We start from the raw sequence: 26,991 nt of genomic DNA on the forward strand, positions 1-26,991 counted from the left end.
CTTGATCGACCCAATTTCGGGGCCGATCAGCGGTTCTTCACAAAGGTCCTGCCAAACAGCAGCTTGGACGACCCGGTCTACAAGAAGAACGTTCAAAAGCTGATCGAACGAAACCGAAGGTTTGAGGAATCCAAGGAATGACCCGCATTCCCAATTTCGCTGATGTTGCGTTCGAGCCGGTGGCGCCCGCGCAGCCTGCCGGCGGTGCCGAGCCGTGGCTGACGCCCGAGGGCATCCCGGTGAAGCCCGGCTACAGCGAGGCCGATCTCGAAGGCATCGATTTCCTGGAGACGTGGCCGGGCGTTGCGCCTTATCTGCGCGGCCCCTACCCGACCATGTACGTCAACCAGCCCTGGACGATCAGGCAGTACGCCGGCTTCTCGACGGCGGAAGATTCCAACGCCTTCTACCGCCGCAACCTCGCGGCCGGGCAGAAAGGCCTCTCGGTCGCCTTCGACCTTGCCACCCATCGCGGCTACGATTCCGATCATCCGCGCGTCTCCGGCGACGTCGGCATGGCCGGCGTGGCGATCGACTCCATCTACGACATGCGCACGTTGTTCGCCGGCATTCCGCTCGACCAGATGAGCGTGTCGATGACCATGAACGGCGCGGTGCTGCCGATCCTCGCGCTGTTCGTCGCGGCCGCGGAGGAACAGGGCGTTGCGCCGGAGAAGTTGTCGGGCACCATTCAGAACGACATTCTGAAAGAATTCATGGTGCGCAACACCTACATCTATCCGCCGACGCCCTCGATGCGGATCATCTCCGACATCTTTGCGTACACCTCGCAGAAAATGCCGAAGTACAATTCGATCTCGATCTCCGGCTATCACATGCAGGAAGCGGGCGCGACGCAGGACCTCGAGCTCGCCTACACGCTGGCCGACGGCGTCGAATATCTGCGCGCAGGCTTGGCGGCCGGCCTCGACGTCGACCGCTTCGCGCCGCGGCTGTCATTCTTCTGGGCGATCGGCATGAACTTCTTCATGGAAGTCGCCAAGATGCGCGCCGCGCGGCTGCTGTGGGCCAAGCTGCTGACGCAGTTCAATCCAAAGGATCCGCGCTCGCTGTCGCTGCGCACGCATTGCCAGACCTCCGGCTGGTCGCTGACCGCGCAGGACGTCTTCAACAATGTGATGCGCACCACCATCGAGGCGATGGCGGCGACGCAAGGCCACACCCAGTCGCTGCACACCAATGCGCTCGACGAGGCTCTGGCGCTGCCGACCGACTTTTCGGCCCGCATCGCGCGCAACACGCAATTGTTCCTGCAGCAGGAAAGCGGCACCAACCGCATCATCGATCCCTGGGGCGGCTCCTATTACGTCGAACGGCTGACGCGGGATCTCGCGGCGAAAGCCTGGGGCCATATCCAGGAGGTCGAGGCGCTCGGCGGCATGGCCAAGGCGATCGAAGCCGGCGTGCCGAAGCTGCGCATCGAGGAGGCCTCCGCCAAGACGCAGGCGCGGATCGACGCCGGACGTCAGGCGGTGATCGGCGTCAACAAGTTCAAGCCGGTCAATGAAGCCGCGATCGACGTGCTCAAGGTGGAAAATTCCACCGTGCGGCGGCTGCAGATCGACAAGCTGAAGCGGCTGCGCTCCGAGCGCGACCAGAAGGAAGTCGATTCTGCGCTCGCGGCGCTGACGCGCAGCGCCGGCGAAGGCAACGGCAATCTTTTGGCGCTCGCCATCGACGCGGCGCGCGCCAAAGCCACCGTCGGCGAAATTTCGGACGCGATGGAAAAGGTGTTTGGGCGTCACCGCGCCGAAATCAAATCCATCACCGGCGTCTACAAGCGGGAGGCGTCCGCCATGTCCAACCGGGTCGAGAAGGTGCAGGAGCTGATCGATGCGTTCGAGAACGCCGAGGGCCGCCGCCCCCGCATCCTCGTCGCCAAGATCGGCCAGGACGGCCACGACCGCGGCCAGAAGGTGATTGCATCCGCCTTTGCCGATGTCGGCTTCGACGTCGATATCGGACCATTGTTCGCCACCGCCGACGAGGCGGCACGCCAGGCAGTCGAGAACGACGTCCATATTCTCGGCGTGTCGTCGCTGGCCGCCGCCCACCTCACGGCTGTCCCGGAACTGAAGGCCGCACTGAAGAAGCACGGCCGCGAGGACATCATGATCATCATCGGTGGCGTGGTCCCGCCGCAGGATTACGAGGCACTGTACAAGGCCGGCGCCGAAGCGATCTTCCCGCCCGGCACCGTGATCTCCGATGCCGCCGAAGAGCTGATTCAAAAGCTCAACGCCCGGCTCGGCCACAGCAGCGAGGCGGCGGAGTAACTTTCCGCCGGGGGCCAGCTACTTCCGGAAGGACCGTCCTTGCGCAGCATCGCATTCGCCCGGACATTGGCTTTAGCGGGCGCCATCGCATGCGCTGCGGCACTCGGCCCGGCGCTTGCCGCCGAGCCCAAGCCGGACTTTTCCATCAAGACCAAATCGATCGAGGCCAGCGTCGTCCTCGACGCGAAGATCAAGGCCGATGCAGCGCTGGCGACCAATTGCCTGGCCGAGGGCAAGAAGTGGGCGGAGAAGAACCGCGCCGATGCCGACAAGGAGCGCAAGCAGGACCCTGAGCTTTTCCGCAACGGCCCTTGGACCATGGAGCGGAAATACGAAATGCGCTCGGTGGTCGACGGCCGTTATGTCAGCATCGTCAGAGCCAACTATGAGTATACCGGTGGCGCGCATCCCAACAGCTCGTCCGACACGATCCTGTGGGACAAGTCAGCCGGCAAACGCATCAGCATCCGTCCATTCTTTACCGAAACGGCCGACAACGGCCCGACGCTGAAAGCGATGCGGCAGGGCGTCATTGCATCGCTGGAGGCCGAGAAAAAGAAACGCGGCACGGAAGGCACGGATGCCAGCGCCATCGAAGCGATCGAGCCAAAGCTGCTCCAGATCGGGCCGGTCTCGCTGGCGCCATCGACCGAGGAAGGCAAGAGCTCCGGCCTGACCTTTCACTACGCTCCTTACGCGGTCGGCTCCTACGCCGAAGGCGGGTATGTCGCCTTCGTACCATGGGAGACGTTGAAGCCGTATCTGACGCCCGAAGGCGTCAGGATTTTCGGCGGCGCGCGACCGAAGGACGACGAAGACGGGCCGCAATGACGGCCGTACCATCAAGCAGCCTGACGGCCCAGCGCCCGCTCAAGCGAATGCGTCCAGTCCGGAATCCATGACTGGAACAGCGTCTGCCAGCGATCGGAATCCTGCGGCGCGGTATCAAGCTGAACTCTCCACTCGATAAATGTCCTGTTGCCCTCGACGACCGGAAGCAGGTGCATCGTCCCTTCATAGCGCGTCGGTCCGGGCGCATCGGGCAAGAGCCCGGGCGGAAACGGAAACGGCTCGATGCCGGCATAGGTCAGCGAATGGCCTGCGTCGGAATGGCCGGCCAGGCGCTGTCTGATCCAGTTGCCGAGATAGCAGAAGCGCCTGACCGCACCGACCTCGTCGCCGCCCTTGTCGTCCTCGATCACGCTCTCGGTGACCCCGTCGATATAGGCCGGATAATTGTTGAAATCGCGGATCAGGGTCCACACGGTTTCCAGAGGGTGGTTCAGCACGGTGCTGTAATAGGCTATCGTCATGATGGTCTCCGCATTCGATCGCGGCTGCCTCAACTCCGGCGCCGCACATGATACCTATTTCAGGTAGCTCTGATCGCTGCCACCCGATTTCCGGATAGGGCGCGATGCCCACCTGCAATGATTGCGCTTCATTGCCCAACGCCTTGCGATCCCTGCGCAAAGCCGCCTAGAATGCCTCATCAAAGAGCGTCCGGCCTCACGGACGCCGCAGGGGAGAACGACCATGCCCAAGATTACCCGCCGCGCCTTCGCGGCTTCATCCGCTGCTGCCGCGGCCGTCGCGGGTTTTGGCATCAAGCCGGCTTTGGCGCAGGCCTATCCGGCGCGGCCGGTGACCGTGATCGTGCCGTGGGGCGCCGGCGGCGGTACTGATGCGACCGCACGCATCGTGGCGGCGCTGCTGGAGAAGGATCTCGGCCAGCCGTTCAACGTGGTCAACCGCACCGGCGGCTCCGGCGTGGTCGGTCATACCGCGATCGCGACCGCACAGCCCGACGGTTACACCATCGGTATGTTGACGGTGGAAATCTCGATGATGCATTGGCAGGGGCTCACGGAACTGGCGCCGAAGAGCTACACGCCGCTGGCGCTGATGAACGAGGATCCGCCCGGCATCCAGGTCAGCTCCGGGTCGCCCTACAAGACCGTGAAAGAGCTCGCCGAAGCCATCAAGGCCGCGCCTGCCGGCAAGTTCAAGGCCTCCGGCACCGGTCAGGGCGGCATCTGGCACCTGGCGCTGGTCGGCTGGATGCAGGCGATGGGACTTGCACCGAACCACGTGGCCTGGGTGCCGTCGAACGGCGCTGCGCCCGCGATGCAGGATCTCGCGGCCGGCGGCCTCGACCTCACCACCTGCTCGGTGCCGGAAGCGCGCGCCATCATCGAGGCCGGTAAGGCGCGCAGCCTTGCGCTGATGGCCGCGGCCCGCAACCCGGCCTTCCCCGACGTTCCGACGCTGAAGGAAGCGATGGGCATCGATTATTCGACCGGCGCGTGGCGCGGCATTGCCGGCCCCAAGGGCTTGCCTGCGGATGTCGCGACCAAGCTGACGGCGTCGCTGAAGAAGGTTTTCGACTCCAGGGAGTTCAAGGAGTTCATGAGCAATCGCGGCTTCGGAACGGTCTGGGGCGACGCGACCGAATTCGCCACCTTCATGGACAAGGGCGACGCCCAGATGGGCGTGGCGATGAAGGCCGCTGGCCTGTCGAAGGCCTGATCGCGCTTCATCGTTCCAATCCGCGGAGTTCTTCCATGCGTCTTCCCGATCGCGTCACGGGATTGTTTCTCGTTGGCCTCGGCGCGGCTGCCGCCTATGGCGGCTGGCAGTTGCCGCCGGTGCCCGGCCAGCCGGTCGGGCCCAACGTCTTCCCACTCGTGATCGGGACGGGTCTCGCGCTCTGCGGGCTCGCGATCGCGTTCGGGATCGGTCACAGTTTCGAAGAGGAAGAAGAGCTCATTCCGGTCGAGGGCGGCCAGCCACCGGCGCCGACCGGAAAGTTCTACGGGCTGCGCGCCCTGCTGCCGCCGGCGTTGCTGCTGTTCTACGTGGTTGTGGCGGACCGGCTCGGCTTCATCATCACGGCAGCGCTGATCGTGTTCGTCACGTCGACCGCGCTCGGCGCAAAGTGGAAGCTGTCGTTGCCGCTCGCCGTGCTGGCGCCGATCGGCATTCATCTGATTTTCTCAAAGTTGCTGCGCGTGCCCTTGCCGGCCGGGCTGCTGCCGATGCCGTGGTGATCGATGCTTAAAACCCTGATTGAAGCGTTCGCGCTCATTTCCACCTGGGAAGTCATCATCGCGATGTTCGCGGCCTCGATCTACGGCCTCGTCATCGGATCGCTGCCCGGGCTATCGGCCACGATGGCAACTGCGCTTCTGGTCCCCGTCACCTTCTATCTGTCGCCGATCGCCGCGATCGCTACCATCGTGGCGGCCTCCTCGATGGCGATCTTCTCCGGTGACATTCCAGGCGCCTTGCTGCGCATTCCCGGCACCCCCGCCTCCGCCGCCTATGCGGACGAAGCCTATGCGATGACGCGCAAGGGCGAGGCGGAGCTCGCGCTCGGCGCGGGCGTGTGGTTTTCCGCCGTCGGCGGCATCGCGGGCACGCTCTCGCTGATGATCCTGGCGCCGCCACTCGCCGAGATCGCGCTGTCGTTCTCGACCTTCGAATATTTCTGGCTGGCGTTCCTCGGCCTGATGTGCGCCACGCTGGTCGCGCGTTCTTCCCCGGTGAAGGCAATCGCCGGCATGTTCATCGGCCTGCTCGTCTCCTGCATCGGCATCGAAAACCCGGGCGGCGTACCACGCTTCACATTCGGCATGACCGACCTGTTCGGCGGCATCGAACCGATCCCGGCGCTGGTCGGCGTCTTTGCCGTGGCCCAGGTGATGCGCGCGATGCTGACGCCGGAGCCGCCGCCGATCCCGCGGCGCAAGTTCGGGAGCATCATGGCGGGCCAGTGGCTGCTGACAAAAAAATATCACTGGCAGATGACGCGCGGGAACATCATCGGGATCATCATCGGCGTGCTGCCGGGCGCCGGCGCCGACATGGCCGCCTGGGTCAGCTACGCCATGTCGAAACGCTTTTCAAAAGAACCCGAGAAGTTCGGAACCGGCCATGTCGAAGGCCTGGTCGAAGCCGGCGCCAGCAACAACGCCAGCATCGCCTCGGGCTGGGTGCCGTCGCTGCTGTTCGGCATTCCCGGCGACACCATCGCCGCGATTGCCATCGGCGTGCTCTACATGAAGGGCCTCAACCCCGGCCCGACGCTGTTCACCGAAAAAGCGTCGAGCATGTATGCGATCTACCTGATGTTCATCATCGCCAACATCATCATGATCCCGTTCGGCATCGTCATGATCCGGCTGGCGAGCTATGTGCTGCGCGCGCCGCGTTCCAGCGTGATGCCGGTCATCATGCTGTGCTGCGCGGTGGGTTCCTTCGCCATCGGCAACAACATGTTCGGCGTCGTCACCGTCGCGATGTTCGGGATCATCGGCTACGTCATGGAGGAAAACGGCTATCCGGTAGCTGCCATGGTGCTCGGCATCGTGATGGGCACCATGGTGGAACAGGCGTTCGTCACCTCGCTGATCAAATCCGACGGCAGCATATTGCCGTTCTTCGAGCGGCCGATCGCCGCGATCCTCGCCGCCATGGCGATCGGCGCGCTGATCTGGCCGGCGCTGGTCTGGGTGTGGCGGAAGCTCAAAGGCCAGCCCGCCCCCGCCACATCGGCCGGCTGAACGGACCGCGCAGGCCCCCTCGCCTGCACGGCTCGGCCGTTGTAAACCAAGGCATGATCCTGCCGAAGAATGCTTCCCCCGATATCGAGAAGCTTGCCAAGGAGCTCCGCTCGGGCCACCGCGCGGCGCTGGCGCGCGCAATCACCCTGATCGAAAGCAGGCGCGGTGACCATCAGGCCGCCGCGCGCGATCTGGTGCAGGCGTTGTTGTCAGACACCGGCAGGGCGATTCGCGTCGGCATTACCGGCTCGCCCGGCGTCGGTAAATCCACCACTATCGACGAGCTCGGCATGTTCCTGATCGGGCGCGGCCACAAGGTCGCGGTGCTGGCGGTGGACCCCTCCTCGGCCCGCACCGGCGGCTCGATCCTCGGCGACAAGACGCGGATGGCGCGGCTGGCGAATTCCGAAGCCGCCTTCATCCGGCCCTCGCCCTCGTCAGGCACGCTGGGTGGGGTCGCTGCAAAAACCCGCGAGGCGATGCTGTTGTGCGAAGCCGCCGGCTTCGACGTGGTGCTGGTGGAGACCGTCGGCATCGGCCAGTCCGAGACCGCCGTCTGCGACATGACCGATTTCTTCCTGGCCTTGATGCTGCCCGGCGCCGGCGATGAATTGCAGGGCATCAAGAAAGGCCTGGTCGAACTCGCCGACATGATCGCGATCAACAAGGCCGACGGCGACAATATCAAGCGTGCCAATCTGGCGGCGGCCGAATACCGCGGCGCGCTGCATATCCTGACGCCCCGCTCGGAGCACTGGCATCCGCCGGTCCTGACTTACTCCGCGCTGACAGGCACCGGCATGGACACGCTGTGGCAGAAGATTCTCGATCACCGCACCGCCATGAATGCCTCCGGCGAATTCGCCGGCCGGCGGCGCGAGCAGCAGGTGAAATGGATGTGGTCGATGCTGGAGCAGCGGATGATGGCACGGCTGCGCGCCGATCCCGCGATCCGCGCCAAGGTGAAGAAGACCGAGGCCGAGGTCGCCGACGGCCGCGTCACGCCGGCGGTCGCCGCCGAACAGATCGCGGAGTGGCTGCGGTGAGCGAAAAACTTCGCATTCTCCTCACCGGCTTCGGCCCGTTTCCCGGCGCGCCCTACAATCCGACCCAGCCGCTGGTGGCGCGTCTGACGCGGCTGCGGCGTCCTGCGTTCACCGACGTCGAACTGTCCAGTCATATCTTTCCCGTGACCTACAAGGCGGTCGACCGCGAATTGCCGCTGGCTCTGCAAAAGCACAAGCCGCATGCGCTGTTGATGTTCGGCCTCGCCGGCCGCACCGGATACGTCCGGGTCGAAACCCGCGCCCGCAACGCCGTCACCATGCTGTGGCCCGATGCCGCGCAAACCCGCGTGCGAAAACGATCGATCGCCGACGGCGCTGACGCGCAGAGGTTCGGCCCGCATACCGCGAAATTGCTGCGTGCCGCCAAGGCCACCGGCCTCGATGCCCGCGCCTCGCGCAATGCCGGGAGCTATCTCTGCAACTATTTGAGCTGGCGCGCGATCGAGGCCGTCAATGCCGACAGCGGCCCGCGCCTCGCCGCCTTCATCCATATCCCGCCGCTGGCGCGCGGCGGCGCCGTCAGGCGCAAGGGCTTTCCGCGCATCACGCTGGAAGATCTGGTCGATGCCGGCGAAGCGATGCTGCTGGAAATGGCGAGGCTGGCGCGAAGGCCTCCATAACTTCGTAGGGTGGGCAAAGCGAAGCGTGCCCACCACTGCTCTTCGCAAATGGAAATGGTGGGCACGCTGCGCTTTGCCCACCCTACGGACCGCGGTCCTACCCAACATTAACCCTACCCCGAACAATCATCGCGTTCCTGCCTCGTCTTCACCATGCCGGGTCGCAATTTCGCGATACCTATGAATTCGCGAATGCCAGAACTTGCATCGCGCGAGGGCCATCATGGACATGAACCGCCGCCATCTCATTGGAGGATCCGCCGCCGGCGTCGCCGGTGCGCTTGCGATGTCGCCGGAGGCCGCCCGCGCGGCACCACCCACCTCCACGCTTGGGCGCGACGTCACGCAGCATGGCGTGCGCCCCGGCAGCCCAGACGATCAAACCGCGAAATTGCAGCGCGCGATCGACGAAGCCGCGCGCGCGCAAGTGCCGCTGGCGCTGCCGCCGGGCGTCTATCGCACCGGCATGCTTCGCCTGCAAAGCGGCACGCAACTGGTCGGCGTGCGCGGCGCGACCAAACTCATATTCAGCGGCGGCGCCTCGATGCTGCAAGGTGAACGCGCCAACAGCGTCGGCCTGACCGGCATCACCTTCGACGGCGGCAATATTCCGCTGCCAGAGCGGCGCGGTCTCCTGCATTGCCTCAGCGGTCGCGACGTCCGCATCGCCGACTGCGAAATCACGGGCAGCGGCGGCAACGGCATTTGGCTGGAACAGGTCTCGGGCGATATTTCCAACAACATCTTCACGAAAATCGCGACCACCGCGGTCGTATCCTTCGACGCGAAGGGCCTGATCGTATCGCGCAACACCATTACCGATACCAATGATAACGGCATCGAAATCCTGCGCACGGCGATTGGCGATGACGGCACGCTCGTTCTCGACAACCGCATCGAGGACATCAAGGCCGGCCCCGGCGGCTCCGGACAATATGGCAACGCCATCAACGCCTTCCGCGCCGGCAACGTGATCGTGCGCGGCAACCGCATCAGGAATTGCGACTACTCGGCGGTGCGCGGCAATTCGGCCTCCAACATCCACATCACGGACAACAGCGTCAGCAATGTCCGCGAGGTCGCGCTCTATTCCGAATTCGCGTTCGAGGGCGCCGTGATCGCCAACAACACGGTGGATGGCGCCGCCGTCGGCGTCTCCGTCTGCAATTTCAACGAAGGCGGACGCATCGCCGTCGTGCAGGGCAACATCATCCGCAACCTGCTGCCAAAGCGGCCGATCGGCACCGCACCCGACGACGACGCCGGGATCGGCATCTATGTCGAGGCGGATTCATCCGTGACCGGCAACGTGGTCGAGAACGCGCCCTCCTTCGGCATCATCGCCGGCTGGGGCAAATATCTCCGCGACGTCGCGATCACGGGCAACGTTATCCGCAACGCCTTCGTCGGTGTCGGCGTGTCGGTATTGCCCGGCGCCGGCACGGCGCTGATCAACAACAACATGATTTCGGAAACCCCGCGCGGCGCCGTGGTCGGGCTCGATCACGCCCGTACCATCACGACCGACCTGTCGGCCGAAGGCGCGCAGCGTTACGCGCAGGTGGTGGTCGGAGGCAACGCGGTGCGGCGGTAGCTCGTGTCCCTCTCCGCCCGCCTACAGCGCGTTGCGCAGCAGCGGATAACGCTCCTTCATCGAATCGAGATCGAGTGCCGGGAACTGCATTTCGTCGAGCGCCAGCACGTCGGGTACGGACGGCGCCTCATTCGCATCGACGAGCTGGCTTTCCAGCGCGACCAGAACGTCAGCGGGAACCTCGCGTGACGGCGCGGTGGCAATCGACGGCGTTGCTGCAATCGGCGCCGGTTGCGGCTTCAGGTGCACAACCGGCTGACGGTACCCCGTATCGCGCGGCAGCGGCGTCGTGCGCCGGCGGCCAACCCACGACATGTCGATCGCTGTGTTTTCAAGCGAAGCCTCGCGGCTCAACAGGTCACGCCAGGTTTCGACGGCGGCCTTGGCTTCCTGGATGTTTTCGAGAAAATCGAGTTCGGTGTGATAGCGGCGCCAGCGCCCGCTCTCGAACAGTTCGGTGAGGTGTTCCAGCCGTTGCTCGGCGAGGTTGCACCAGCGCGCAACGATGTTGCGGCCGCGCGCCACGTCTGCAGGATGTGCCATAAATCAGCCCGTAAGAGAGAGACGGACGCAGACGCAACCTGAAACGAATCAATTGGACGTGACAGGTATATTCTGTGGAAAACTTTCTCATTGTCCAGTACGTGGCGCTACGGAGCAGGCCAGCAATCGAACAAACCCGCACAAATACGGAGTTGTCAGCTCTATTCACAGTCAAGCTGCACGGCAGCATGGCCGCGTTGCGAAGCGCTTCCCGATAATTTCGTTTGGGAAGACACCCGAGGAAGGTATCGCGCGTCACGCGGACGAACCGAAAGTCTGCGGTCGGCAAGCCCATCCGGCGCCGCACGCGACGCGGCTTCTTCCAAAAAACCTGTGCCGAAAATGAAAGACCCGTCCGGGGGGACAACCGGACGGGTCAAGCCATATGGGGCGCTTGGGGTGGATGGGCGCTCGCGCCGAATACAGCCGATGGGGAGGGATTACCGCTCCCACATAAATAAGTCGCAGCATCCTCGCGGGACGTTCAAAACGCCGGACGATTTTTTTACCCTCGTATTCGCGGATGATTGCCGGAAAATCACTGCGCAGCAGGCTATTTCGCGCCGTTTGCGGCCGATTTGTCCGACGCCATCGATGGCGGGGCGTCGTTCAGTGCCCGGCTCACGGAAGCGTTATCGGCGGACGGGTCAAGCGCCGGCGTTTTTTCGCCCGCCGGCTTGCCGGAAACCGAGGCAAGCGGAACCGCCGGCGCGGCGGTCGCCGCGATGACAGCGGCAAAGGCGTCGGCCTCGCCGGCTCCAAACTGATCGTCGCGGCCGGGGGCGCCGAGATCGCGGGCGGTCTTCGTCAGGATGGCGCGAACATCACCTGGCTTCAGTGCAGGATTGCGCTCCAGCAACAGCGCCGCAACGCCGCTGACATAGGCCGCGGAGAACGACGTGCCCGATGTGATCTGATATTTTTCATCCGGCGCCGGCAGGAAGATATCCGCGCCCGGAGCTGATATCGCGATGTGATTGCCCCGGTTCGACGCCGCAAACAGCTTGTCCTGCGCGTCGGTTCCGCTCACCGCGATGACGTTCGGATTGGCGGCTGGATAGAGCGGCGCCGATTTCGCCCCGGCATTGCCGGCCGCAGCCACCATCAGGATGCCACGGGCTGCGGTAGCGGCGATTCCCCGTTCGATCAGCGGATCCTTCGGGCCGGCAAAGCTCATGTTGATGATCTGCGCACCATGCTCGGCCGCGTAGTCCAATCCCCTCAGGATCACATAGGACGTGCTCTCCGCGCCTTTCGATCCCGCGCCGAATGCGCGGATGGCGAGCAACCTCGCCTCCGGCGCGCTACCCATCAGCTTGGCATGCGCGACGATCGCGCCGGCAATGCCGGTGCCGTGGACATGCGGACCTTCCCTGCTGCCGAGCGCGTCGAAACTGTCAGCGACCGAATTGGCGAGTTCGGGATGTTTGACGTCGACGCCTGAATCGATCACCGCGATGGTGACGTTCATACCGCGGGCGAGCGCGTGTGCCTGCGGCAGCCGAAGCTGGGCGACCGCGTATTGCGCGACGTCGCCCTCGATCGCGGGCTTTTTCTGGTCCTGCAGGAAATGACGTAGATTGAGCTGCACCGAGCGCACGTTGCCGTCGGCCGCGAATTCGCGGCGCACCGTGTCCACCGGACGCCGATCGACGATGCGGAACAGGCCGATGGTGCCGCCGAGCAGCGGGAAACTCTGCGAGGCGATGCGCTCGAGGCCATGACGCCGCGCCAGTTCATCGGCCTCGGCGGTGGATAACGCGCCGTCGATTTCGGCGACGAGTTCGTTCTGGACCGCGCGCAGATTGACCGCGGCCTGCGCGTTGTTATTGCGCGATCCGCCATTGCCCTTCTTGGTCGAGGTGCCGTTGCTGCCGCCGGCCGACATCACCGGACGATCGAAGCATTCGCCGTCGGGACCGCGAAACGCATACTCGCAAGCCGGGTAGAGGTTGGGCGAAAACCGCGCATGGGGCAGCGTCGACAGCACGCCCGCCCCGGGGCGGACTCGCAAAGTCGAACTCATGATCCGGGACGGCGGCGTCCGCGCGACGGTATCGGTGCGTACGACCGGCCGGGCCCCGATGGTCGGGTTGATCCGGGGCGTCACCGTTGGATTGATGGTCGGCGTCCGCGCCCCGACATTGAGATTAGGGGTGCGCATGATGCTTTGCGCATGAACCGCCGAGGCCGCGAAAGCCGTCAATGGCAGAAGCGCCGCCGACAAGATCAATGCCGCGCGGCGCGTCTTCATCAGCCAATTCGGGCCATCGTGAACCATGGAAACCTCGGCCCTCCCGGAGCGCGCGACAGCCTCTTAAGGCGTTGCGACCGCGAGGCTGACGATCTTCTCGCGCTGCAGCCTGGCGAGCAGGCCAGCGGTTTCGTCCTTGCTCATTGCCTTGTTGCCGAACTGCAGGCGGAACATGCCGCCCTTGGCGCCGTCGACGATCGAAGCCTGGTAATTGTCGAGCAACGCGGTGATGTCGGCGATACGGGCTTCCGGCGTAAACCGCACCAGCGCGCGGGTCGGCGCGGCGCTGCTGGCGAGATCGCGCGTGATCGGCGCTGCCGACGGCTCGTTCAGGCTGAGCGAGGCGGTCTGGAACGAAGCGGGCTGGTTCTTCATCAGCACCGCACCGATCACGCCGGCCTGCAACAGCAGCGCCACGGCGCCGAGGCTTGCCGACCAGGCCAGCGTACGCGGCGACAGCCTTGCGAAAAATTCCGATATCCGGGCGGACAGACTTACCGAAAGCGATGGCTTGCGCACGGGCTCTTCGTCGATCGCGGCAAACAGCTTCGCCATGGCGCGCGCGGACGGCGCGCCCAGGCTCTCATTGAGGCTGATCGTCTCGGCATATTCTTCGCGGATGACGGCATACTGCCGGGCAAGCTCGGGATCGCCGGCCAGCGCTTCCTCGACACGGCGTGCATCGCGCGCGCTCAAGGTACCGGCCGCATGGAACGGCAACAGCATCTCGATAGCGCTGGGCTCTCGATCCAGCATTTTTCTGCTCGCTGCCATCATGGCCAACCTCGCTCTATGCCTGCTGCTTTGAGCAACTCGGCCAATTTCTTGCGCGCATAAAACAGGCGCGTCTTGACGGTGTTCTCCGGAATACCGACGATTTCGGCCACCTCTTCCACGGACTTCTCGTGGTAGTAGACGAGATCGACGATCTCCCGATGCTCTGGCGAAAGCGCCGTCAGGCACTTGCGCAACGCTTCACCCGTGTCCTTCTTCTGCACCACCACTTCCGGATCGTCGGACGTATCCTCGATCGCGTTCGCGGTCTCATCGTCCAGTCCAACGTCCTTGCGGCGGCGAAGTGCCGACAGGGCCTTGAACCGCGTAATCGCCAGGATCCAGGTGGTAACGGCGGATCGGCCTTCGAACTTGCCAGCCTGCCGCCACACATCGAGGAAAACCTCGCTGATGAGGTCTTCCGCAATCTGTTCATCCCTTACGAGCCGAAGCCCGAAACGGAACACCCTGACATGGTGCCTTCCGTAAAGCACCTGCATGGCGAGCCGGTCGCCTTGAGCGATCCGAGCGATCAGAATTTCGTCTGAAGCCGCCTGCGCCGCGTTCAATGGCCGTCTCGCAAAGTGTGTCTGACGGGAGAGGCCGGCGGTTCGATGTGAAGAGTGAGATTCTTCACATTACGGCAATGCCCGGACTGCATGTGTGACCTACCGCACAGACGGACATCACCAGGCCATTTTCCCGCCAAGGACGAGCTGAACCCCAGAATTGGTACCATAATACGGAAACACTTTCTTAAAGACGCGCCACCCCACAACCTTAGCAAGGCTTCGCCGGCGGGGCAGCATCCGCGTGCGCACATGGTTTCCCGCGCAAGCGCGTTCTGCGCTATCGGAATCTGGCAAATTTCCGTTGAGAAACAGTGCAATGGCAGGGTTTTAACGGACTCGATTCGACTTCAAAAGATACCAAACCTAAAGGCTTTATTCCCTAAAGTTTCGTCCGGCATACTCCAATAGCGACGGGACATGAGCAGCGCGGCTTCATTGCTTCAGGGGCAAGGCTCCCACAGGACGACCGCGCCGGTCCGACTGCCCCTGGACGTATTGAAGCGCCGGGCGAGCCAGCGCCGCCAGATGCTGGCCGTGCAAGGCGTCAGCTATGCGCTCATCACCTCGGTGCTGCTGGTCTATTGCTACGCCGGCACCATCCCGGTGATCTTTCCGTCGGCCTATTTCCTTTCCGGCATCGGACTGGTCGCGGTCTTTGTCGTGTTGTCGGAGGCCCACTTCAACGACCGGTTCGAAGACCACTATCTCACGATCTTCCAGGTCGCCGGCCACGTCGCACTCCAGCTCTGCTTTCTGCTGGCGGCGCCGCAGATCGGATTTGCCTTCCTCAGCGTCGTATTCCTCATCTTCGGATTCGGCGCGCTGCGAATGACCTCGCGGCAGGCAATCATCTCCTGGACGCTCACCATGATCGGCCTGGCGCCGATCTTCCTCTTTAGCAGCACCCCGATCGGCCTGCCGATTGCCACCCAGACCGAACGCGTCGCAGCCATGCTTTCCTTTGTCTTCACGATCGGACAGTGCGCCTTCGTGGGACTGTATGGCAGCACCATGCGCAAGATGCTCTACGACCGCAGCTTCGAACTGAAAGCGGCGTACAAGCGGATCGAGGAGCTTGCCGAACTCGACGAATTGACGGGGGCGTCCAACCGGCGCAGCATCATGCGAATGCTGGAGGAGGAGATCGTGCGCGCCCCCCGCAGCGGATCGCCCTGCTCCATCGCGCTGATCGACCTCGACTGGTTCAAGCGCATCAACGACGCCTACGGCCATCCGACCGGCGACGAGGTGCTGCGGACCTTCTCGATCACCATGTTCGCCAACATCCGCAGCGTCGACCGGTTCGGCCGCTATGGCGGCGAGGAATTCCTGCTGGTGCTGCCCGACATGGACGCCGGCCAGGCGATGCGGGCGCTCGACCGGCTGCGCGCCATTATTGCCGATCTCGACTGGAGCGCGTTCTCGCCGGGCATGAAGGTGACGATGTCGGCAGGCGTTGCGACGCTTGATCCGAACGAGACGTCAGACACATTCCTCGCGCGCGCCGACAGCGCGCTTTATGCAGCCAAGGCACAGGGACGCAATCGCATTACCCGCGCTTGATCCGACATATTCCAGCTCCGGCGGCGAAGAATACGCCACCGGCTTTTGCTCCAGGACAGAGTCATGATTTCGAAAGCCGCCACCTCTCCCTCTCCCGGAAATCTGCTCGACGAGTTGCAGTCGACGCTCGCGCACGGCACCGTCGCTCGCCGGGTAGAGACCCTGCGCCGGGTAACCGATCTCTTCATCAACGGCGCGGTGGACTATTCGGACGAGCAGATAGGGCTGTTCGATGACGTCTTCCAGTGCCTGATCGACCACATCGAATCCTCGGCCAAGATGCTGCTGGCCAACCGTCTCGCCCCGATCGACACCGCCCCGCCGCTCACCATCCGCGCGCTCGCTTTCGATGATGTCATCGAGGTGGCCGGTCCGGTGCTGTCGCAGTCGATGCGGCTCGACGACAAGACCTTGATCGAGAATGCGCGCAGCAAGAGCCAGGCGCATTTGATGGCGATTTCGACCCGCAGGACTCTGAGCGGCGCGGTTACCGACGTGCTGGTCCAGCGCGGCAACGATGAGGTGATCCAGTCCACCGTGAACAATCCGGGCGCGGAGTTCACCGAGCGCGGCTTTACCCGCCTCGTCAGCCGCGCCGAAGGCGACGACAATCTCACGACCCGCATCGGCCTGCGTCCATCCGTGCCGCGGCATCTCTATCTGAAACTGCTCGCCAAGGCCTCCGACACGGTGCGGCAGCGGCTGGAGGCCGCCAACCCGCAGCAGGCGGCGCAGGTGCCGAATGTGGTCAAGGAAGCAACGCGGGCGCGCGCGCTCGGCGACCTCGACGATCACCAAGGACACTGCGATTGCCCATGCTCTGGTCAAATCGCTGTACGAGGACGGCCGGCTCGACGAATCCGAGGTCGCGTCGTTTGCCAAGGCTGGCAAGTTTGACGAGGCCAATGCGGCGATCGCGGCGATGGCCAACGTGCCGGTGGCGATCGCCGAGAACATGATGATTGAAACCCGGGCCGAAGGCGTGATGATTTTGGCGAAGGTCGCAGGGTTGTCGTGGCCGACGGTCAGGACCATCATCAGGATGCGCGACGAATTGTCCGGCGCGGAGCCGGCCGATCTTGCCGCCTGCCAGGACACCTATGAGCGGCTGCGGCCGTCGACGGCGCAGCAGGTGCTGCGCTTCCACCGCATGCAGCAGAATACGCCCACCACGCTCGCCTAGTACCTGAGCAGCTTCGCGCCCGCGAGCGCGCCGACCGCCGTCACCAGCGCGGTCGCTATCGTGTACCAGGCCGCCACGAACAGCGGTGAATCGTCCGTGCAATGCGAGGCATAGAGCGTCGCCGCCAATCCCGCCGACAACAGTCCCGCGATCGCGCCGGCGATCCCTGGCCGCGCCGGCGCGCCGTGGCGCAGGCCGATCAGCGCGCCGGCCAGAAGCGGCAGCGACATCAGCGGGATCGCCATCAGGCACGTCCACCAATTCTTGCCAACCAGCCGCGTCATCATCGGAAGCCGCTGCGGCATCATCATCTCGCCGCCGATCGCTGCGGTCAAAATCCCCACCGGCGCCAGCAGCAACCAGCCAAATCCGCGCAGCGAGGCCTCGGGCCGCGACAGATGCAGGCTGACGGCAATCGCCGCAATCGCCAGCGCCAGCGTCACCGCGAATTTCAGGTCGAAGAACGGGTTGCGCATCGCAACCATCACGTCGGGCCTGACGCCGAGTTCGGTAAAGAACATCAGAAGCGAGACCGGCGCCGCCGCCAAAAGCGCCAGCATCAGCGCAAAGCCGACAGGCCGCGCCCGGTGCGTATTGTCGGCCGCTAGCGTTCGAATGAGCTGATCGGTATCCATCTCACTGCTCCCGTAACTTCGCCGTCAGGCTGGCCAGCCCCCGGTGCAGCGCCACCCGCACCGCGCCCTCGCTCATCGAAAATTTCGCGGCCGTATCCTTGATCGAGGCGCTGTCGACCGCGATCGACTGCAACACGTCACGCTGCCGCGCCGGCAGCGTCTGAAGCTGGGCGGCAACCTCGCTCGCTGGAGCGGTCTCGGCCGGAGCTTCGCCCGGCAGCGTCTCGGCGAAATCGTCGATGTCGACGAAGATGCGCCGGCCGCGCCGGCGCAACGCATCGATCAACTTGTTGCGGGCGATCGCAAACAGCCAGGGGGCAAACGGGGCGGTGACGTCCCAGGTGTGCCGCTTCAGATGGACCGCCAGTAAAATGTCCTGCACGATGTCCTCGGCTTGATCGACCGGTTGCCCCGCACGCGCCAGACCACGGCGCGCCGCGGCCCGGAGCACCGGCGAGACGGCCTTGAGCAGGCGATGATACGCCGCACTGTCGCCTGCAATGGCCGACCGCATCAGGCCGGTCCATTCGTCATCCCGTTCGCGCAAGAGCGCTCCTACCCTGCAATTCGGTCGATCTTTCAATTTGTTACATCGGGACGATCCGATCACGAAGTCGTGATCGAAAGTCTTGATCAGAAGTCCTGGCGCAGAAGCCCCAGCGCAACCGCCCGGGGCCCCTCTCCGGGAATCGGGACGGCCGGCTGCGCGGACGGCAGGCTCATAACACCGTTTGCTCAGGCTCGCACCCGGCGCAGTTCCGCTAAAGAAGTCCGCCCGGCAAAAATGCCGCCAGCACACATCTGCTGCAACACCATTGCCCAGCTTTTGCCCGGTGTTGCCCGAAGATTCCCTCTTTCCGCCGCGCTACGGACACCGGCGGGGTCTCATTTCGCGGCAGGGCAGCGGCCAATGGAGTGATTTCACATGACAATCAAAGCCAGCGCGGGATCGGCATTGATTTTAGCAGCAGGGCTTTTGATAGGTATCGCGGGACTGTCGCCGACGATGGCCGCCGGCGACGATAGCGCCGCCGTGTCGAAATCTGAAAGTGCGACGTCCGCCAAGCACGGTTCCCGTTACCTGAAGAAACGCTACGCCCATCGCAAATATACCCGAACGGCATCGAAATCCGTCGAGAGCAAGAAAGCCGACGAAAAGCAGGTCGCCGATGCGAGCGGCGGCACAACACCCGCGCTGCCGGGATGGCTCGCCAACGCCAACGCGCAAATGACGGCAGACGATGCGGCCCCCGATAGCGCCAAGGGGATGTCGGCGGCAATGTCGGAGAAAGCCAACACGGTCCTGCAGGCGGCGGTGGACAAGCCGGCTGACGCGGAGGCGCCGGCGGATACCGCCGTAGTTGCGCCCGACCAGCTCAACGAGACCGATCGGGCGCTACATCCACAGGAGGCCCCTGCCACCTCCACGCAGACGGTTGCGATGGCCTCGACCAGCAGACCGGCGGCGGAGGGCCTCGCTCAGGCCGCGAACAACGACAGTTCCACCCTGGACAAGACCTCGCTGATCGGAAAGATCTTCATCGCCTTCGGCGCCCTGCTGACGATGGCGTCGGCCGCGCGCATGTTCATGGCGTAGCGGGACGCGACAAGGCGCGCCGGCAAGCCGCCTCAACCGCTTGCCCCACTTGAAGCCCACCCCGGCAGCAGGCACATTGCCTGCAAAATCGGTAGCGCGGGGTGGATCATGGCGACGTTCGAACACATCATTGTCGAGAGCAAGGGCGCGGTCGGCATCATCACGCTGAACCGGCCGAAAATGCTCAACGCGCTGTCGTTCGGCGTGTTTCGCGAGATTGCCGCTGCTGTCGATGATCTCGAGGCCGACGACAAGATCGGCTGCATCCTGCTGACCGGCAGCGAAAAGGCATTCGCCGCCGGCGCCGATATCAAGGAGATGCAGCCGAAAAGTTTCATCGACATGTTCTCCAGCGATTTCGCCGCGATCGGCGGCGACCGGGTCGCGACCTGCCGGAAACCGACGATCGCGGCCGTCAGCGGCTATGCGCTCGGCGGCGGCTGCGAGCTCGCCATGATGTGCGACATCATCATCGCATCCGACACCGCGAAATTCGGCCAGCCGGAAATCACGCTCGGCACCATCCCGGGCATCGGCGGCACCCAGCGGCTGACGCGCGCGATCGGCAAATCCAAGGCGATGGATCTGTGCCTCACCGGACGCATGATGGACGCCGCGGAAGCCGAGCGCGCCGGCCTCGTCAGCCGCATCGTGCCGGTGGATAAATTGATGGAAGAGGCGCTGTCGGCGGCCGAAAAGATCGCCTCGATGTCGCGTCCCGCGGCGGCCATGGCCAAGGAAGCCATCAACCGCGCGTTCGAGACGCCGTTGTCGGAAGGCATGAATGTCGAACGCAACCTGTTTCACTCGACCTTTGCGCTGGAAGACCGCTCCGAAGGCATGGCGGCGTTCATCGAGAAGCGCAAGCCGGTGAACAAGAACAGGTAGGGCGGCAGCGCCGCTGTCGTCCCTGCGAAAGCAGGGACCCATACGCCGCAGCCGTCGTGTTGAAGCACGAAGGTGGATACATCTGTCGTGAACAAGCACGTTCTGTGGTTATGGGTCCCTGCTTTCGCAGGGACGACGAGCGACTATTTTCCCCCGCTCCGAGCCAGCGCCGCATTGACCAGCGCGCGGTAGCCGCGCTCGGCAAACGTCGTCGGTCGATCGAGACCCAACCGCGCCAGACATTCGCGGGCTCGGGCGTCCGGCGGCTGCCTCATCCCCTGCCACAGCAACCCGGGCAACAGCAGCGGTGTCCGCTGCGCTTCCCGCAGCAATTGCAGCGCCGGGATCAGCCGTTGCTCGACCCCGTCAAAATCGCTGCCGAACGGGAATGACGGCAGCAGCCCCGCGTCACGCGCAGGTTTTAAGGCTTGCGCGATCCGCTCCGGAAAATTCTCGCGGTGGCTGCGCGGAATTTCAAAGCTCTTCGGCAGCTTGCCGGCATCCTTGGCGATCCCGGCCAGTTCATCCTGGAAACGGGAATCCGTGACCGCCAGCATCGCCGCGATGGTCTCGGCGTCCGATTTGCCCCTGACGTCGGCAACGCCGTATTCAGTGACGAACACGTCGCGCAGATGCCGCGGGATGGTCTGGTGGCCGTAATTCCAGCGCATGTTGGAAAGCGTTTTGCGGCCCGCCTGCCGGGTCGATTCCAGCGCGAGGACCGACCGCGCGCCTGCAAGCGCGAATGCCTGCGCGACGAAATTGTACTGGCCGCCGACGCCGCTCACGACCTGGCCGTCTTCAAGGCCGTCCGAAATCGCCGCCCCCATCAGCGTCGCCATCATCGCGGTGTTGACAAAGCGCGCATCGAGGCGCGCGCAGCGCTTGGCATCCTCGTCGCCATAGAGCTGGTTGGTGAAGGATACCGGCATCATCTGGATGCGCGCGAGTTGCTCGGCCGGCATTTCGCGGAGCGCGCGGTAAAACGATTTCGGCCCGAGGAAGAACGCGCCGTGCAGCGTCACGCCGTCGACCTCGCGCTTGAGAATACCGGCGTCTATCAGGCCGAGAAACGCCTCGATCAGCATTTCGCTGACCCCATAGAGCCCCTTGGTGAACGGTGCGCTCTCCGCAGGTGCCGCTCCCGGCACAAGGCGCTTCATGATGGCGTGGAACTGCGCATTGTCGTGGTGGCGAACGATCAGCCCCCGCGCCAGTGCATCGCCGACCTGCCCGATGCCGATCTGCAAGGTGCCACCGTCAGGCACGAGGCCAGCGGCATGAAGTCCGATCGCATATTTGGTGTCGCTGACCGGCTCGGCCGGTGGCGCAAACAGTGGAAAATCCGTCGCAGGGCTGTCGAGAACGGCGGAAAACTCATCCGCCGGCAGATCGCCGGGACCTGGCATGAACGGCAGCTCGGAATTGACCTGGCCGATCAGCTTGAACGACGCCTGGCCTTGCCCGCGGGCGCGCAGGATGTCGAGCGTGGTGTCGGTGTTGCAGCTCAGGCTGTAGCGCGTCACGCCATCGACCACACGTTTCGCGACCAGTTGGGCGACGACGTTCAGCCCCCGCGACAGCAGGTAGGACGCGGCATGGGTATAGTTCGCGGAAATGTAATGCTGCTGCGCGAATGGCACGTGCAGCCATTTGCCGGCCAGGAAGAAGAACTCGATCACCTGGACGTTGGGCGGCAGTTCGCCGGCATGCAGCGCGCCGGCATACGTCAGGTCAGGATAGCCACCAAACAGGCGATCGATCACCGGGCCGATGAAGCGCCGTTCGAGCAGGCCCGACGGCCGCGGCTTTTCCAGCGTCAGCGCCGAAAAGAATGTCAGCTTGATCGAACGGTCGGCGGCGGCACGTGCATACAGCGCGTTGACGACATGGTTGGCCTTGCCGAGCCCAAGCGGCAAGCCGACCACGAGATTGGTTCCGACATCGCGGATGATATCCTCCGCGAGCGCTTCGGGATCGGAAAACGGCTTTGGCATCAAGTTGCGGACCCGGGCATCGCTGGGGAGCCAACCGCCCTGAATCGGACGCCAGCCAGTGAAGCTATAGCGTATTTGCCGCCGGACTTCGTCTGTGACGAACCGGCAACAGCCGAGCGCTGATTTCACCGAATCAATGTACTGATGTCGCGCGGCAGTTTGCCTGTGGCGCCGACGCCCCCTAAACAGGTAGACGAGGCGCGACTGTCGGCGGGGGCGGACAAGCGACGCATGATCCGGAATGACGGGTACCGGCATTCCCTGAAGATCATGCTCAAACAAGCAGATAGAGCGGGATGGCTCGAAGCAGGGTTATCACGTTCGTGTGTTGGCTACGGGATCAAATGGCTGGGCGTGCCACCAGGTTTGGCCACGTTGAAAGGCGGTTGCTTCGATCGGGCATTTGCCTTGCGGCGGCTTGCTTTGCGTTGGCGGCGCCGGCTGCGCATGGCGAAAACCTCCCCGAGGCGCTGACCAAGGCCTACCAGACCAACCCCGCGCTCAATGCCGAACGTGCCCGCCAGCGCGCCACCGACGAGAACGTGCCGCAGGCTCTTTCGGGTTATCGGCCGCAGATCGTCGCTACGCTCTCCGCCGGCTTTCAGGCGGTGCGCAACCTGTTGCCCGACAATACCGTCCAGTCGGCGAACCTGAAGCCCTGGACCATCGGCGTGACCGTGTCCCAGACGTTGTTCAACGGTTTCAAGACTGCCAACAGCGTCCGCGTGGCAGAGCTGCAGGTGCAGTCCGGCCGTGAAGCCCTGCGCAACGTCGGCCAGGGCGTGCTGCTCGACGCCGTCACCGTCTACACCAACGTGCTCGCCAACCAGTCGCTGGTCGACGCGCAGCGCTCCAACGTGGCCTTCCTGCAGGAAACGCTCGGCATCACCCAGAAGCGTCTCAATGCCGGCGACGTCACGCCCACCGATACCGCGCAGGCCGAGGCACGCCTGAGCCGGGGCCGCGCCGACCTGAACGCCGCCGAGGTCAACCTCGCCGTCAGCCAGGCGACCTATAGCCAGGTGATCGGCAACGCGCCCACCCTGCTCCGCCCCGCCGAAACCGTCGACCGCCTGCTGCCGCGCAGCCGCGATGACGCCACCGGTCTTGCCTTCCGCGAGCATCCGGCGGTGATGGCGGCCAGCTTCGACTTCGACGTCGCGTCGACTTCGATCCGCGTCGCCGAAAGCAGCCTGATGCCGACCATCACGTTGCAAGGCAGCGCCAGCCGCAGCAGGCAGTCCGATCCTACCCTCAGCAGCGCAGGGACCGACCAGGCCTCGGTGACCGGCCAGCTCACCCAGCCGATCTATGACGGCGGCATGGCTGCCTCGCAGACCCGGCAGGCCAAGGAGGTCGCCAGCCAAAGCCGGCTGGTGCTGGACCAGGTCCGCAATCAGTCCCGCACCGCCGCAGTCGCCGCCTGGGTTGCCAATGAAGGCGCCAAGATAGCGGTCACCGCATCCGAAGCCGAAGTCCGCGCCGCCACCGTCGCCCTGCAGGGCGTGCAGCGGGAGGCGGCCGGCGGCCAGCGTACCACCGTCGACGTCCTGAACGCGCAACAAGACCTGATATTGGCCAAGGCCCGGCTGATCGGCGCGCAGCGCGACCGGGTGATCGCCTCCTACACCCTGCTCAGCGCGATCGGCCGGCTCGACGTCAAGAACCTCGGCCTCAACACGCCGGATTATCTGCCGGAAGTGCACTACCATCAGGTGCGCGACGCCTGGCACGGCCTGCGGACGCCGTCGGGACAGTAGGTTGTATTTTCTCCCGGTGTTAACCGGACGCTGATCATGTCTGGTAGTTTCAGTCGCCAGTAAGCCGCGTTTGCCTAAAACTCGATTCGTTTCCGCCCTCCGTTTTGACCGATCGTTTGCGAGGCCTCGTGGTTTCAAACATTCTGCGCTGGTCGGGCAACGGCTTGTTGGTCCTGCTCCTGTCCGTAATCCTTGTGATTACCTCGTTCCGCCTCGCAGCGTCGATCCGGGAAACCGGCGCGCGGACCCAACTGGCGCCGCGGACCGGCCACCTGGTGCCGACGCGTTCAGGCGGCGTGTTCGTACAGGAGAAGGGTCCGGAGGACGGCATTCCCGTGGTGCTGTTTCACGGCACGGCGGCGTGGAGCGAGCTATGGCGGCATACCAGCGACGCGCTGGCCGCCGCAGGCTTTCATGTGATCGCCCTCGATCTCCCGCCGTTTGGATTCTCGGACCGTCCCGGCAGTTACACACGGCAGGACCAGGCCGACCGGATCAACGACGTGCTTGATGCGCTGAAGGCTGAGCCCGCCATCATCGTCGGTCACTCCTTCGGCGCTGGTGCAGCGACCGAACTTGCGATGCGATATCCGGATCGTGCGCGCGCATTGGTGCTGGTCGATGCGGCACTCGGATTGACGGCAGCGCCGTCAGCCGCCCCCTGGGTGATCCAGCCGCAATGGATTCGGGAAATTCTGGTGTCGCTGACCATCACCAACCCCGTGGCGACGGAAATGCTGCTCAAATCGCTGATCGCGAAGAAGGAGCGCGCGCTGCCGGAATATGTCGCGATTCTGCAAAGGCCGCTGACGCAGCGCGACAGCACGAGCGATATCGCCAACTGGCTATATTATTTCCTCGGCACCGACACCGATGCCGCGAGCGCGGACCGTAACGCCTATGCGAAGCTGGAAGTCCCCGTCGCGATCCTGTGGGGCGACAAGGACGACATTACGCCGGTCGATCAAGCCCTTGATCTCAGAACGCTGCTTCCGCCGGAGACGAGCCTGACGCTGCTGCCGGGGCTCGGTCACATTCCGCAAATCGAAGACCCCGGCATGTTCAACGACGCCCTGCTCAAGACACTTGGAAAATTCTAGACTGGGCAGAGATTCGACACGTCCTCGACCACGCCGGAGACATCATGGACATCATCAGATTGTGCGCCTGGGGCTATGCCGCCCTGCTCGGCTTCGTGATCCTCACCGGCTACATTCCGGCTTTCATCGACGCCAATGACATGATCTTCGGCCTGTTCCGCCGCACCTGGTACGCTGACGGGCTGCATCTGGTCTCGGCGCTGTGGGCGGCTGCTGCCGCCATGACCTCGCGCCGCGCCTCGGAATTGTTTTTTCAATTGTTCGGCGTGTTCTACTTTGCCGATGGCGTGCTCGGCCTGCTCACCGGCAGCGGCTATCTCGACTTCGGCATCCTGATCAACGGTGTCCTCAACCTGCCGCTCTCGACGCGGTTTTTCGCCAATGCCCCGCATCTCGGCCTTGGCGGTGTGGCGATCCTGATCGGCTATGGGCTGGCGCCGCGGACGCGGTCCACAGTTCATGCTTAAATGGCTGCGGTGCATCCTGGCTGTCATCGCGATCCTGATCGCGCTGTCGGTGTTTGTGCCGCTGGCCTATATCGAGGGGACGTGCCGCCCCTCTTCCGGCGCCGCAGCGGCCAGTGCGTCGACCGTGACCTTGCCCGCGATCGACGAGCCGGGCTACCGACGCAAACTGAACAACACCTTCTTCACCTTCCCCGAATGGTACATCGTCTATTCCTTCGAGGATTTCGGCCGATTCCTCGACCGCTCCAGCGAAAGCCATTTCAATTATCTCGGCCATATCTTCGGATTCTGGCAGAGCTTCTGCACCATCAACCGCGCGGTGCCCGCGACGGCAGAGTCGCTCACGGAGGTCAAGACCATGATCTACGTGATCGGCATCAGCTACTCCGCCGAATACGCCATCAAGGGGCTTTATGAGAACACCGTTGGGCGCGTGTTCGAATGGATCAGGGGTGAGAAGCGCACACCGCAGGATGAATTCGGCCGCGCCGTGTTGCAGGATTATGCCGCATTCCTCTACACCGTCCCCTGGTACAAATATCCGTTTCGCGAAAAGCTCGACGGCCTGATGGCGATCTCAGCGCCGACGCCGAGCAATCTGCGCAGCTGGGAACGCGACTTCGCGCTCGGCGCGGAATATTTCGTCAAGATCGGCTATGCCTCGCTGATCCAGAAGGCGCTCGACGCCGGTGGGGACGAGGAGCCGCGCGACATCATGTTCGTGGTCGCTGCGCTGCCGCCGCAGGTGCTGGCGAAGGAGCCGCGCATCAAGCCGATCCGGGCGCTCAACGCGCAATGGCAGCTGGTGCAGGCGCCGCGCTACAAGGCGCTGACGGAAATCCTGCAGGGCCTGCTGGATCAGGGCATTGGCCTTGCGGAGATCGCCGGCAATCACGACATCCTCGTTACCGTGATTGCTCCGGATGCCGCCAAACTCGACATCAAGGATACGGCGGAGCTGTTTTCGCTGAAGCTGGATGCCCGGCCCGGTTTTCGCAGGGCCGGCCTGAAAGCCAGGATCGACCGTCTCGTGGATATCAACCGCGAGCTCAAGGCCAGGGGCGCGAGCATTGAACACTTTTATGATTACTGACGAGCGTCAGCAGAGCCGGGCGTTGCCGCTGGGCCGCATCGCCGGCGCCATCGCCCTCGTCGTGTTTGGCTGGCTCGCCGTCGTCGTTGCGCTGACCTTTGGATCGGCCCCCGGCAAGTCGATGGCCGTTGTCGGTCCGCCATCGCAGGCGCTGGCCGCCATCGCCAAGGCCAACGGCCGCATCCTCGCCTCGAACGACTACTTCACCATCGCGCGTTCCGACGATGCCGGCTTTGTCGCCAGCCTCTATGCGGCGGGCGCGTTGCTGGTATTGGACGCCGAACAGGCCGGTGGCTGCACGGGCCTATCACCATCATTGCGAGCCGCCCGGTCGGCGCGAAGCGCCGCCGGATGACAGGCTCCGCGAAGCAATCCATCGTTGAGCAAGGCCGTGAGCTCATATCTGCCGCGCAGCGAAATGA

General features: G+C 64.1%; 24 protein-coding genes and 1 pseudogene. 17 read left to right on the forward strand and 8 right to left on the reverse strand.

Annotated elements, in window-relative coordinates; translation table 11 throughout:
* The first annotated feature begins 137 nt into the window (after positions 1–137).
* Complete coding sequence (gene scpA / locus ACVWVY_RS35295) at positions 138–2,297, forward strand: methylmalonyl-CoA mutase (protein WP_456630709.1); 2,160 nt, start codon at positions 138–140, stop codon at positions 2,295–2,297.
* A 48-nt stretch (positions 2,298–2,345) separates the two neighbouring features.
* Positions 2,346–3,128 (forward strand): PdaC/SigV domain-containing protein, encoded by a 783-nt coding sequence (locus tag ACVWVY_RS35300; protein ID WP_456632392.1) that lies wholly within the window; start codon positions 2,346–2,348, stop codon positions 3,126–3,128.
* Positions 3,129–3,139: 11 nt separating this feature from the next.
* Here ACVWVY_RS35300 and ACVWVY_RS35305 read toward each other — a convergent pair whose 3' ends face one another.
* The gene (locus ACVWVY_RS35305; protein ID WP_456630710.1) at positions 3,140–3,610 is read right to left on the reverse strand and encodes an SRPBCC family protein; all 471 of its coding nucleotides are present in this window, start codon (positions 3,608–3,610) and stop codon (positions 3,140–3,142) included.
* Positions 3,611–3,833: 223 nt separating this feature from the next.
* Here ACVWVY_RS35305 and ACVWVY_RS35310 point away from each other — a divergent pair, with 223 nt between their 5' ends.
* From ACVWVY_RS35310 to ACVWVY_RS35335, 6 genes are all read left to right on the forward strand, one after another.
* A complete protein-coding gene (locus ACVWVY_RS35310) occupies positions 3,834–4,826 on the forward strand; it encodes a tripartite tricarboxylate transporter substrate binding protein (protein ID WP_456630711.1) in 993 nt (330 codons plus the stop codon).
* A 35-nt stretch (positions 4,827–4,861) separates the two neighbouring features.
* Positions 4,862–5,347 (forward strand): tripartite tricarboxylate transporter TctB family protein, encoded by a 486-nt coding sequence (locus ACVWVY_RS35315; protein ID WP_456630712.1) that lies wholly within the window; start codon positions 4,862–4,864, stop codon positions 5,345–5,347.
* 3 nt (positions 5,348–5,350) lie between these two features.
* Complete coding sequence (locus ACVWVY_RS35320) at positions 5,351–6,862, forward strand: tripartite tricarboxylate transporter permease (RefSeq protein ID WP_456630713.1); 1,512 nt, start codon at positions 5,351–5,353, stop codon at positions 6,860–6,862.
* A 53-nt stretch (positions 6,863–6,915) separates the two neighbouring features.
* Positions 6,916–7,908, forward strand: a complete 993-nt coding sequence (gene meaB, locus ACVWVY_RS35325) for a methylmalonyl Co-A mutase-associated GTPase MeaB (RefSeq protein ID WP_456630714.1) — start codon at positions 6,916–6,918, stop codon at positions 7,906–7,908.
* Positions 7,905–8,549, forward strand: a complete 645-nt coding sequence (locus tag ACVWVY_RS35330) for a pyroglutamyl-peptidase I family protein (protein WP_456630715.1) — start codon at positions 7,905–7,907, stop codon at positions 8,547–8,549. The genes meaB and ACVWVY_RS35330 overlap by 4 nt, the downstream gene beginning before the upstream one ends.
* A 223-nt stretch (positions 8,550–8,772) precedes the next feature.
* On the forward strand, positions 8,773–10,143 hold the full coding sequence (locus ACVWVY_RS35335) for a TIGR03808 family TAT-translocated repetitive protein (protein WP_456630716.1): 1,371 nt from the start codon (positions 8,773–8,775) through the stop codon (positions 10,141–10,143).
* A 21-nt stretch (positions 10,144–10,164) separates the two neighbouring features.
* Here the strand turns inward: ACVWVY_RS35335 and ACVWVY_RS35340 are convergent, their stop codons facing one another.
* The 4 genes from ACVWVY_RS35340 to ACVWVY_RS35355 form a co-directional block, all read right to left on the reverse strand.
* Positions 10,165–10,686: a TIGR03809 family protein gene (locus tag ACVWVY_RS35340; protein WP_456630717.1), complete on the reverse strand. Its 522-nt coding sequence runs from the start codon at positions 10,684–10,686 to the stop codon at positions 10,165–10,167.
* 553 nt (positions 10,687–11,239) lie between these two features.
* A complete protein-coding gene (locus ACVWVY_RS35345; RefSeq protein WP_456630718.1) occupies positions 11,240–12,967 on the reverse strand; it encodes a S8 family serine peptidase in 1,728 nt (575 codons plus the stop codon).
* A 36-nt stretch (positions 12,968–13,003) separates the two neighbouring features.
* Positions 13,004–13,717, reverse strand: a complete 714-nt coding sequence (locus tag ACVWVY_RS35350) for a hypothetical protein (RefSeq protein ID WP_456630719.1) — start codon at positions 13,715–13,717, stop codon at positions 13,004–13,006.
* Positions 13,714–14,283 carry a sigma-70 family RNA polymerase sigma factor gene (locus ACVWVY_RS35355; protein WP_456630720.1) on the reverse strand — a complete coding sequence of 190 codons (570 nt, stop codon included), beginning with the start codon at positions 14,281–14,283 and terminating at the stop codon, positions 13,714–13,716. Before ACVWVY_RS35355 ends, ACVWVY_RS35350 begins: the two co-directional genes overlap by 4 nt.
* A 420-nt stretch (positions 14,284–14,703) precedes the next feature.
* Between ACVWVY_RS35355 and ACVWVY_RS35360 the strand changes: the two genes are divergently transcribed.
* Together ACVWVY_RS35360 and ACVWVY_RS35365 are read left to right on the forward strand one after the other, a co-directional pair.
* Positions 14,704–15,849, forward strand: a complete 1,146-nt coding sequence (locus ACVWVY_RS35360; RefSeq protein ID WP_456630721.1) for a GGDEF domain-containing protein — start codon at positions 14,704–14,706, stop codon at positions 15,847–15,849.
* A gap of 63 nt (positions 15,850–15,912) precedes the next feature.
* Positions 15,913–17,032, forward strand: a pseudogene (locus ACVWVY_RS35365) (DUF2336 domain-containing protein).
* Here the strand turns inward: ACVWVY_RS35365 and ACVWVY_RS35370 are convergent.
* On the reverse strand, positions 17,029–17,667 hold the full coding sequence (locus ACVWVY_RS35370) for an NrsF family protein (RefSeq protein WP_456630722.1): 639 nt from the start codon (positions 17,665–17,667) through the stop codon (positions 17,029–17,031). The pseudogene ACVWVY_RS35365 and the gene ACVWVY_RS35370 sit on opposite strands and share 4 nt — an antisense overlap.
* Position 17,668: 1 nt before the next feature.
* Positions 17,669–18,214: a sigma-70 family RNA polymerase sigma factor gene (locus tag ACVWVY_RS35375; RefSeq protein ID WP_456630723.1), complete on the reverse strand. Its 546-nt coding sequence runs from the start codon at positions 18,212–18,214 to the stop codon at positions 17,669–17,671.
* 378 nt (positions 18,215–18,592) lie between these two features.
* Here ACVWVY_RS35375 and ACVWVY_RS35380 point away from each other — a divergent pair, with 378 nt between their 5' ends.
* Positions 18,593–19,264 carry a hypothetical protein gene (locus ACVWVY_RS35380; protein WP_456630724.1) on the forward strand — a complete coding sequence of 224 codons (672 nt, stop codon included), beginning with the start codon at positions 18,593–18,595 and terminating at the stop codon, positions 19,262–19,264.
* A 108-nt stretch (positions 19,265–19,372) separates the two neighbouring features.
* Entirely contained in the window at positions 19,373–20,152 is a 780-nt protein-coding gene (locus tag ACVWVY_RS35385; protein WP_456630725.1) for an enoyl-CoA hydratase, read from the forward strand.
* A 143-nt stretch (positions 20,153–20,295) separates the two neighbouring features.
* Here ACVWVY_RS35385 and ACVWVY_RS35390 read toward each other — a convergent pair whose 3' ends face one another.
* Positions 20,296–22,149 (reverse strand): acetyl-CoA hydrolase/transferase C-terminal domain-containing protein, encoded by a 1,854-nt coding sequence (locus tag ACVWVY_RS35390; RefSeq protein ID WP_456630726.1) that lies wholly within the window; start codon positions 22,147–22,149, stop codon positions 20,296–20,298.
* Between the two features lie 344 nt (positions 22,150–22,493).
* Between ACVWVY_RS35390 and ACVWVY_RS35395 the strand changes: the two genes are divergently transcribed.
* The 5 genes from ACVWVY_RS35395 (at position 22,494) to ACVWVY_RS35415 (ending at position 26,924) form a co-directional block, all read left to right on the forward strand.
* Positions 22,494–23,909, forward strand: a complete 1,416-nt coding sequence (locus ACVWVY_RS35395) for a TolC family outer membrane protein (RefSeq protein ID WP_456630727.1) — start codon at positions 22,494–22,496, stop codon at positions 23,907–23,909.
* Between the two features lie 128 nt (positions 23,910–24,037).
* Entirely contained in the window at positions 24,038–25,009 is a 972-nt protein-coding gene (locus ACVWVY_RS35400) for an alpha/beta fold hydrolase (RefSeq protein ID WP_456630728.1), read from the forward strand.
* A 44-nt stretch (positions 25,010–25,053) separates the two neighbouring features.
* A complete protein-coding gene (locus tag ACVWVY_RS35405; protein WP_456630729.1) occupies positions 25,054–25,476 on the forward strand; it encodes a hypothetical protein in 423 nt (140 codons plus the stop codon).
* The gene (locus tag ACVWVY_RS35410; RefSeq protein WP_456630730.1) at positions 25,469–26,569 is read left to right on the forward strand and encodes a hypothetical protein; all 1,101 of its coding nucleotides are present in this window, start codon (positions 25,469–25,471) and stop codon (positions 26,567–26,569) included. The genes ACVWVY_RS35405 and ACVWVY_RS35410 overlap by 8 nt, the downstream gene beginning before the upstream one ends.
* Entirely contained in the window at positions 26,559–26,924 is a 366-nt protein-coding gene (locus ACVWVY_RS35415; RefSeq protein ID WP_456630731.1) for a hypothetical protein, read from the forward strand. Before ACVWVY_RS35410 ends, ACVWVY_RS35415 begins: the two co-directional genes overlap by 11 nt.
* Positions 26,925–26,991 lie beyond the last annotated feature (67 nt).

It is taken from the genome of Bradyrhizobium sp. URHC0002 (genome assembly GCF_054059515.1).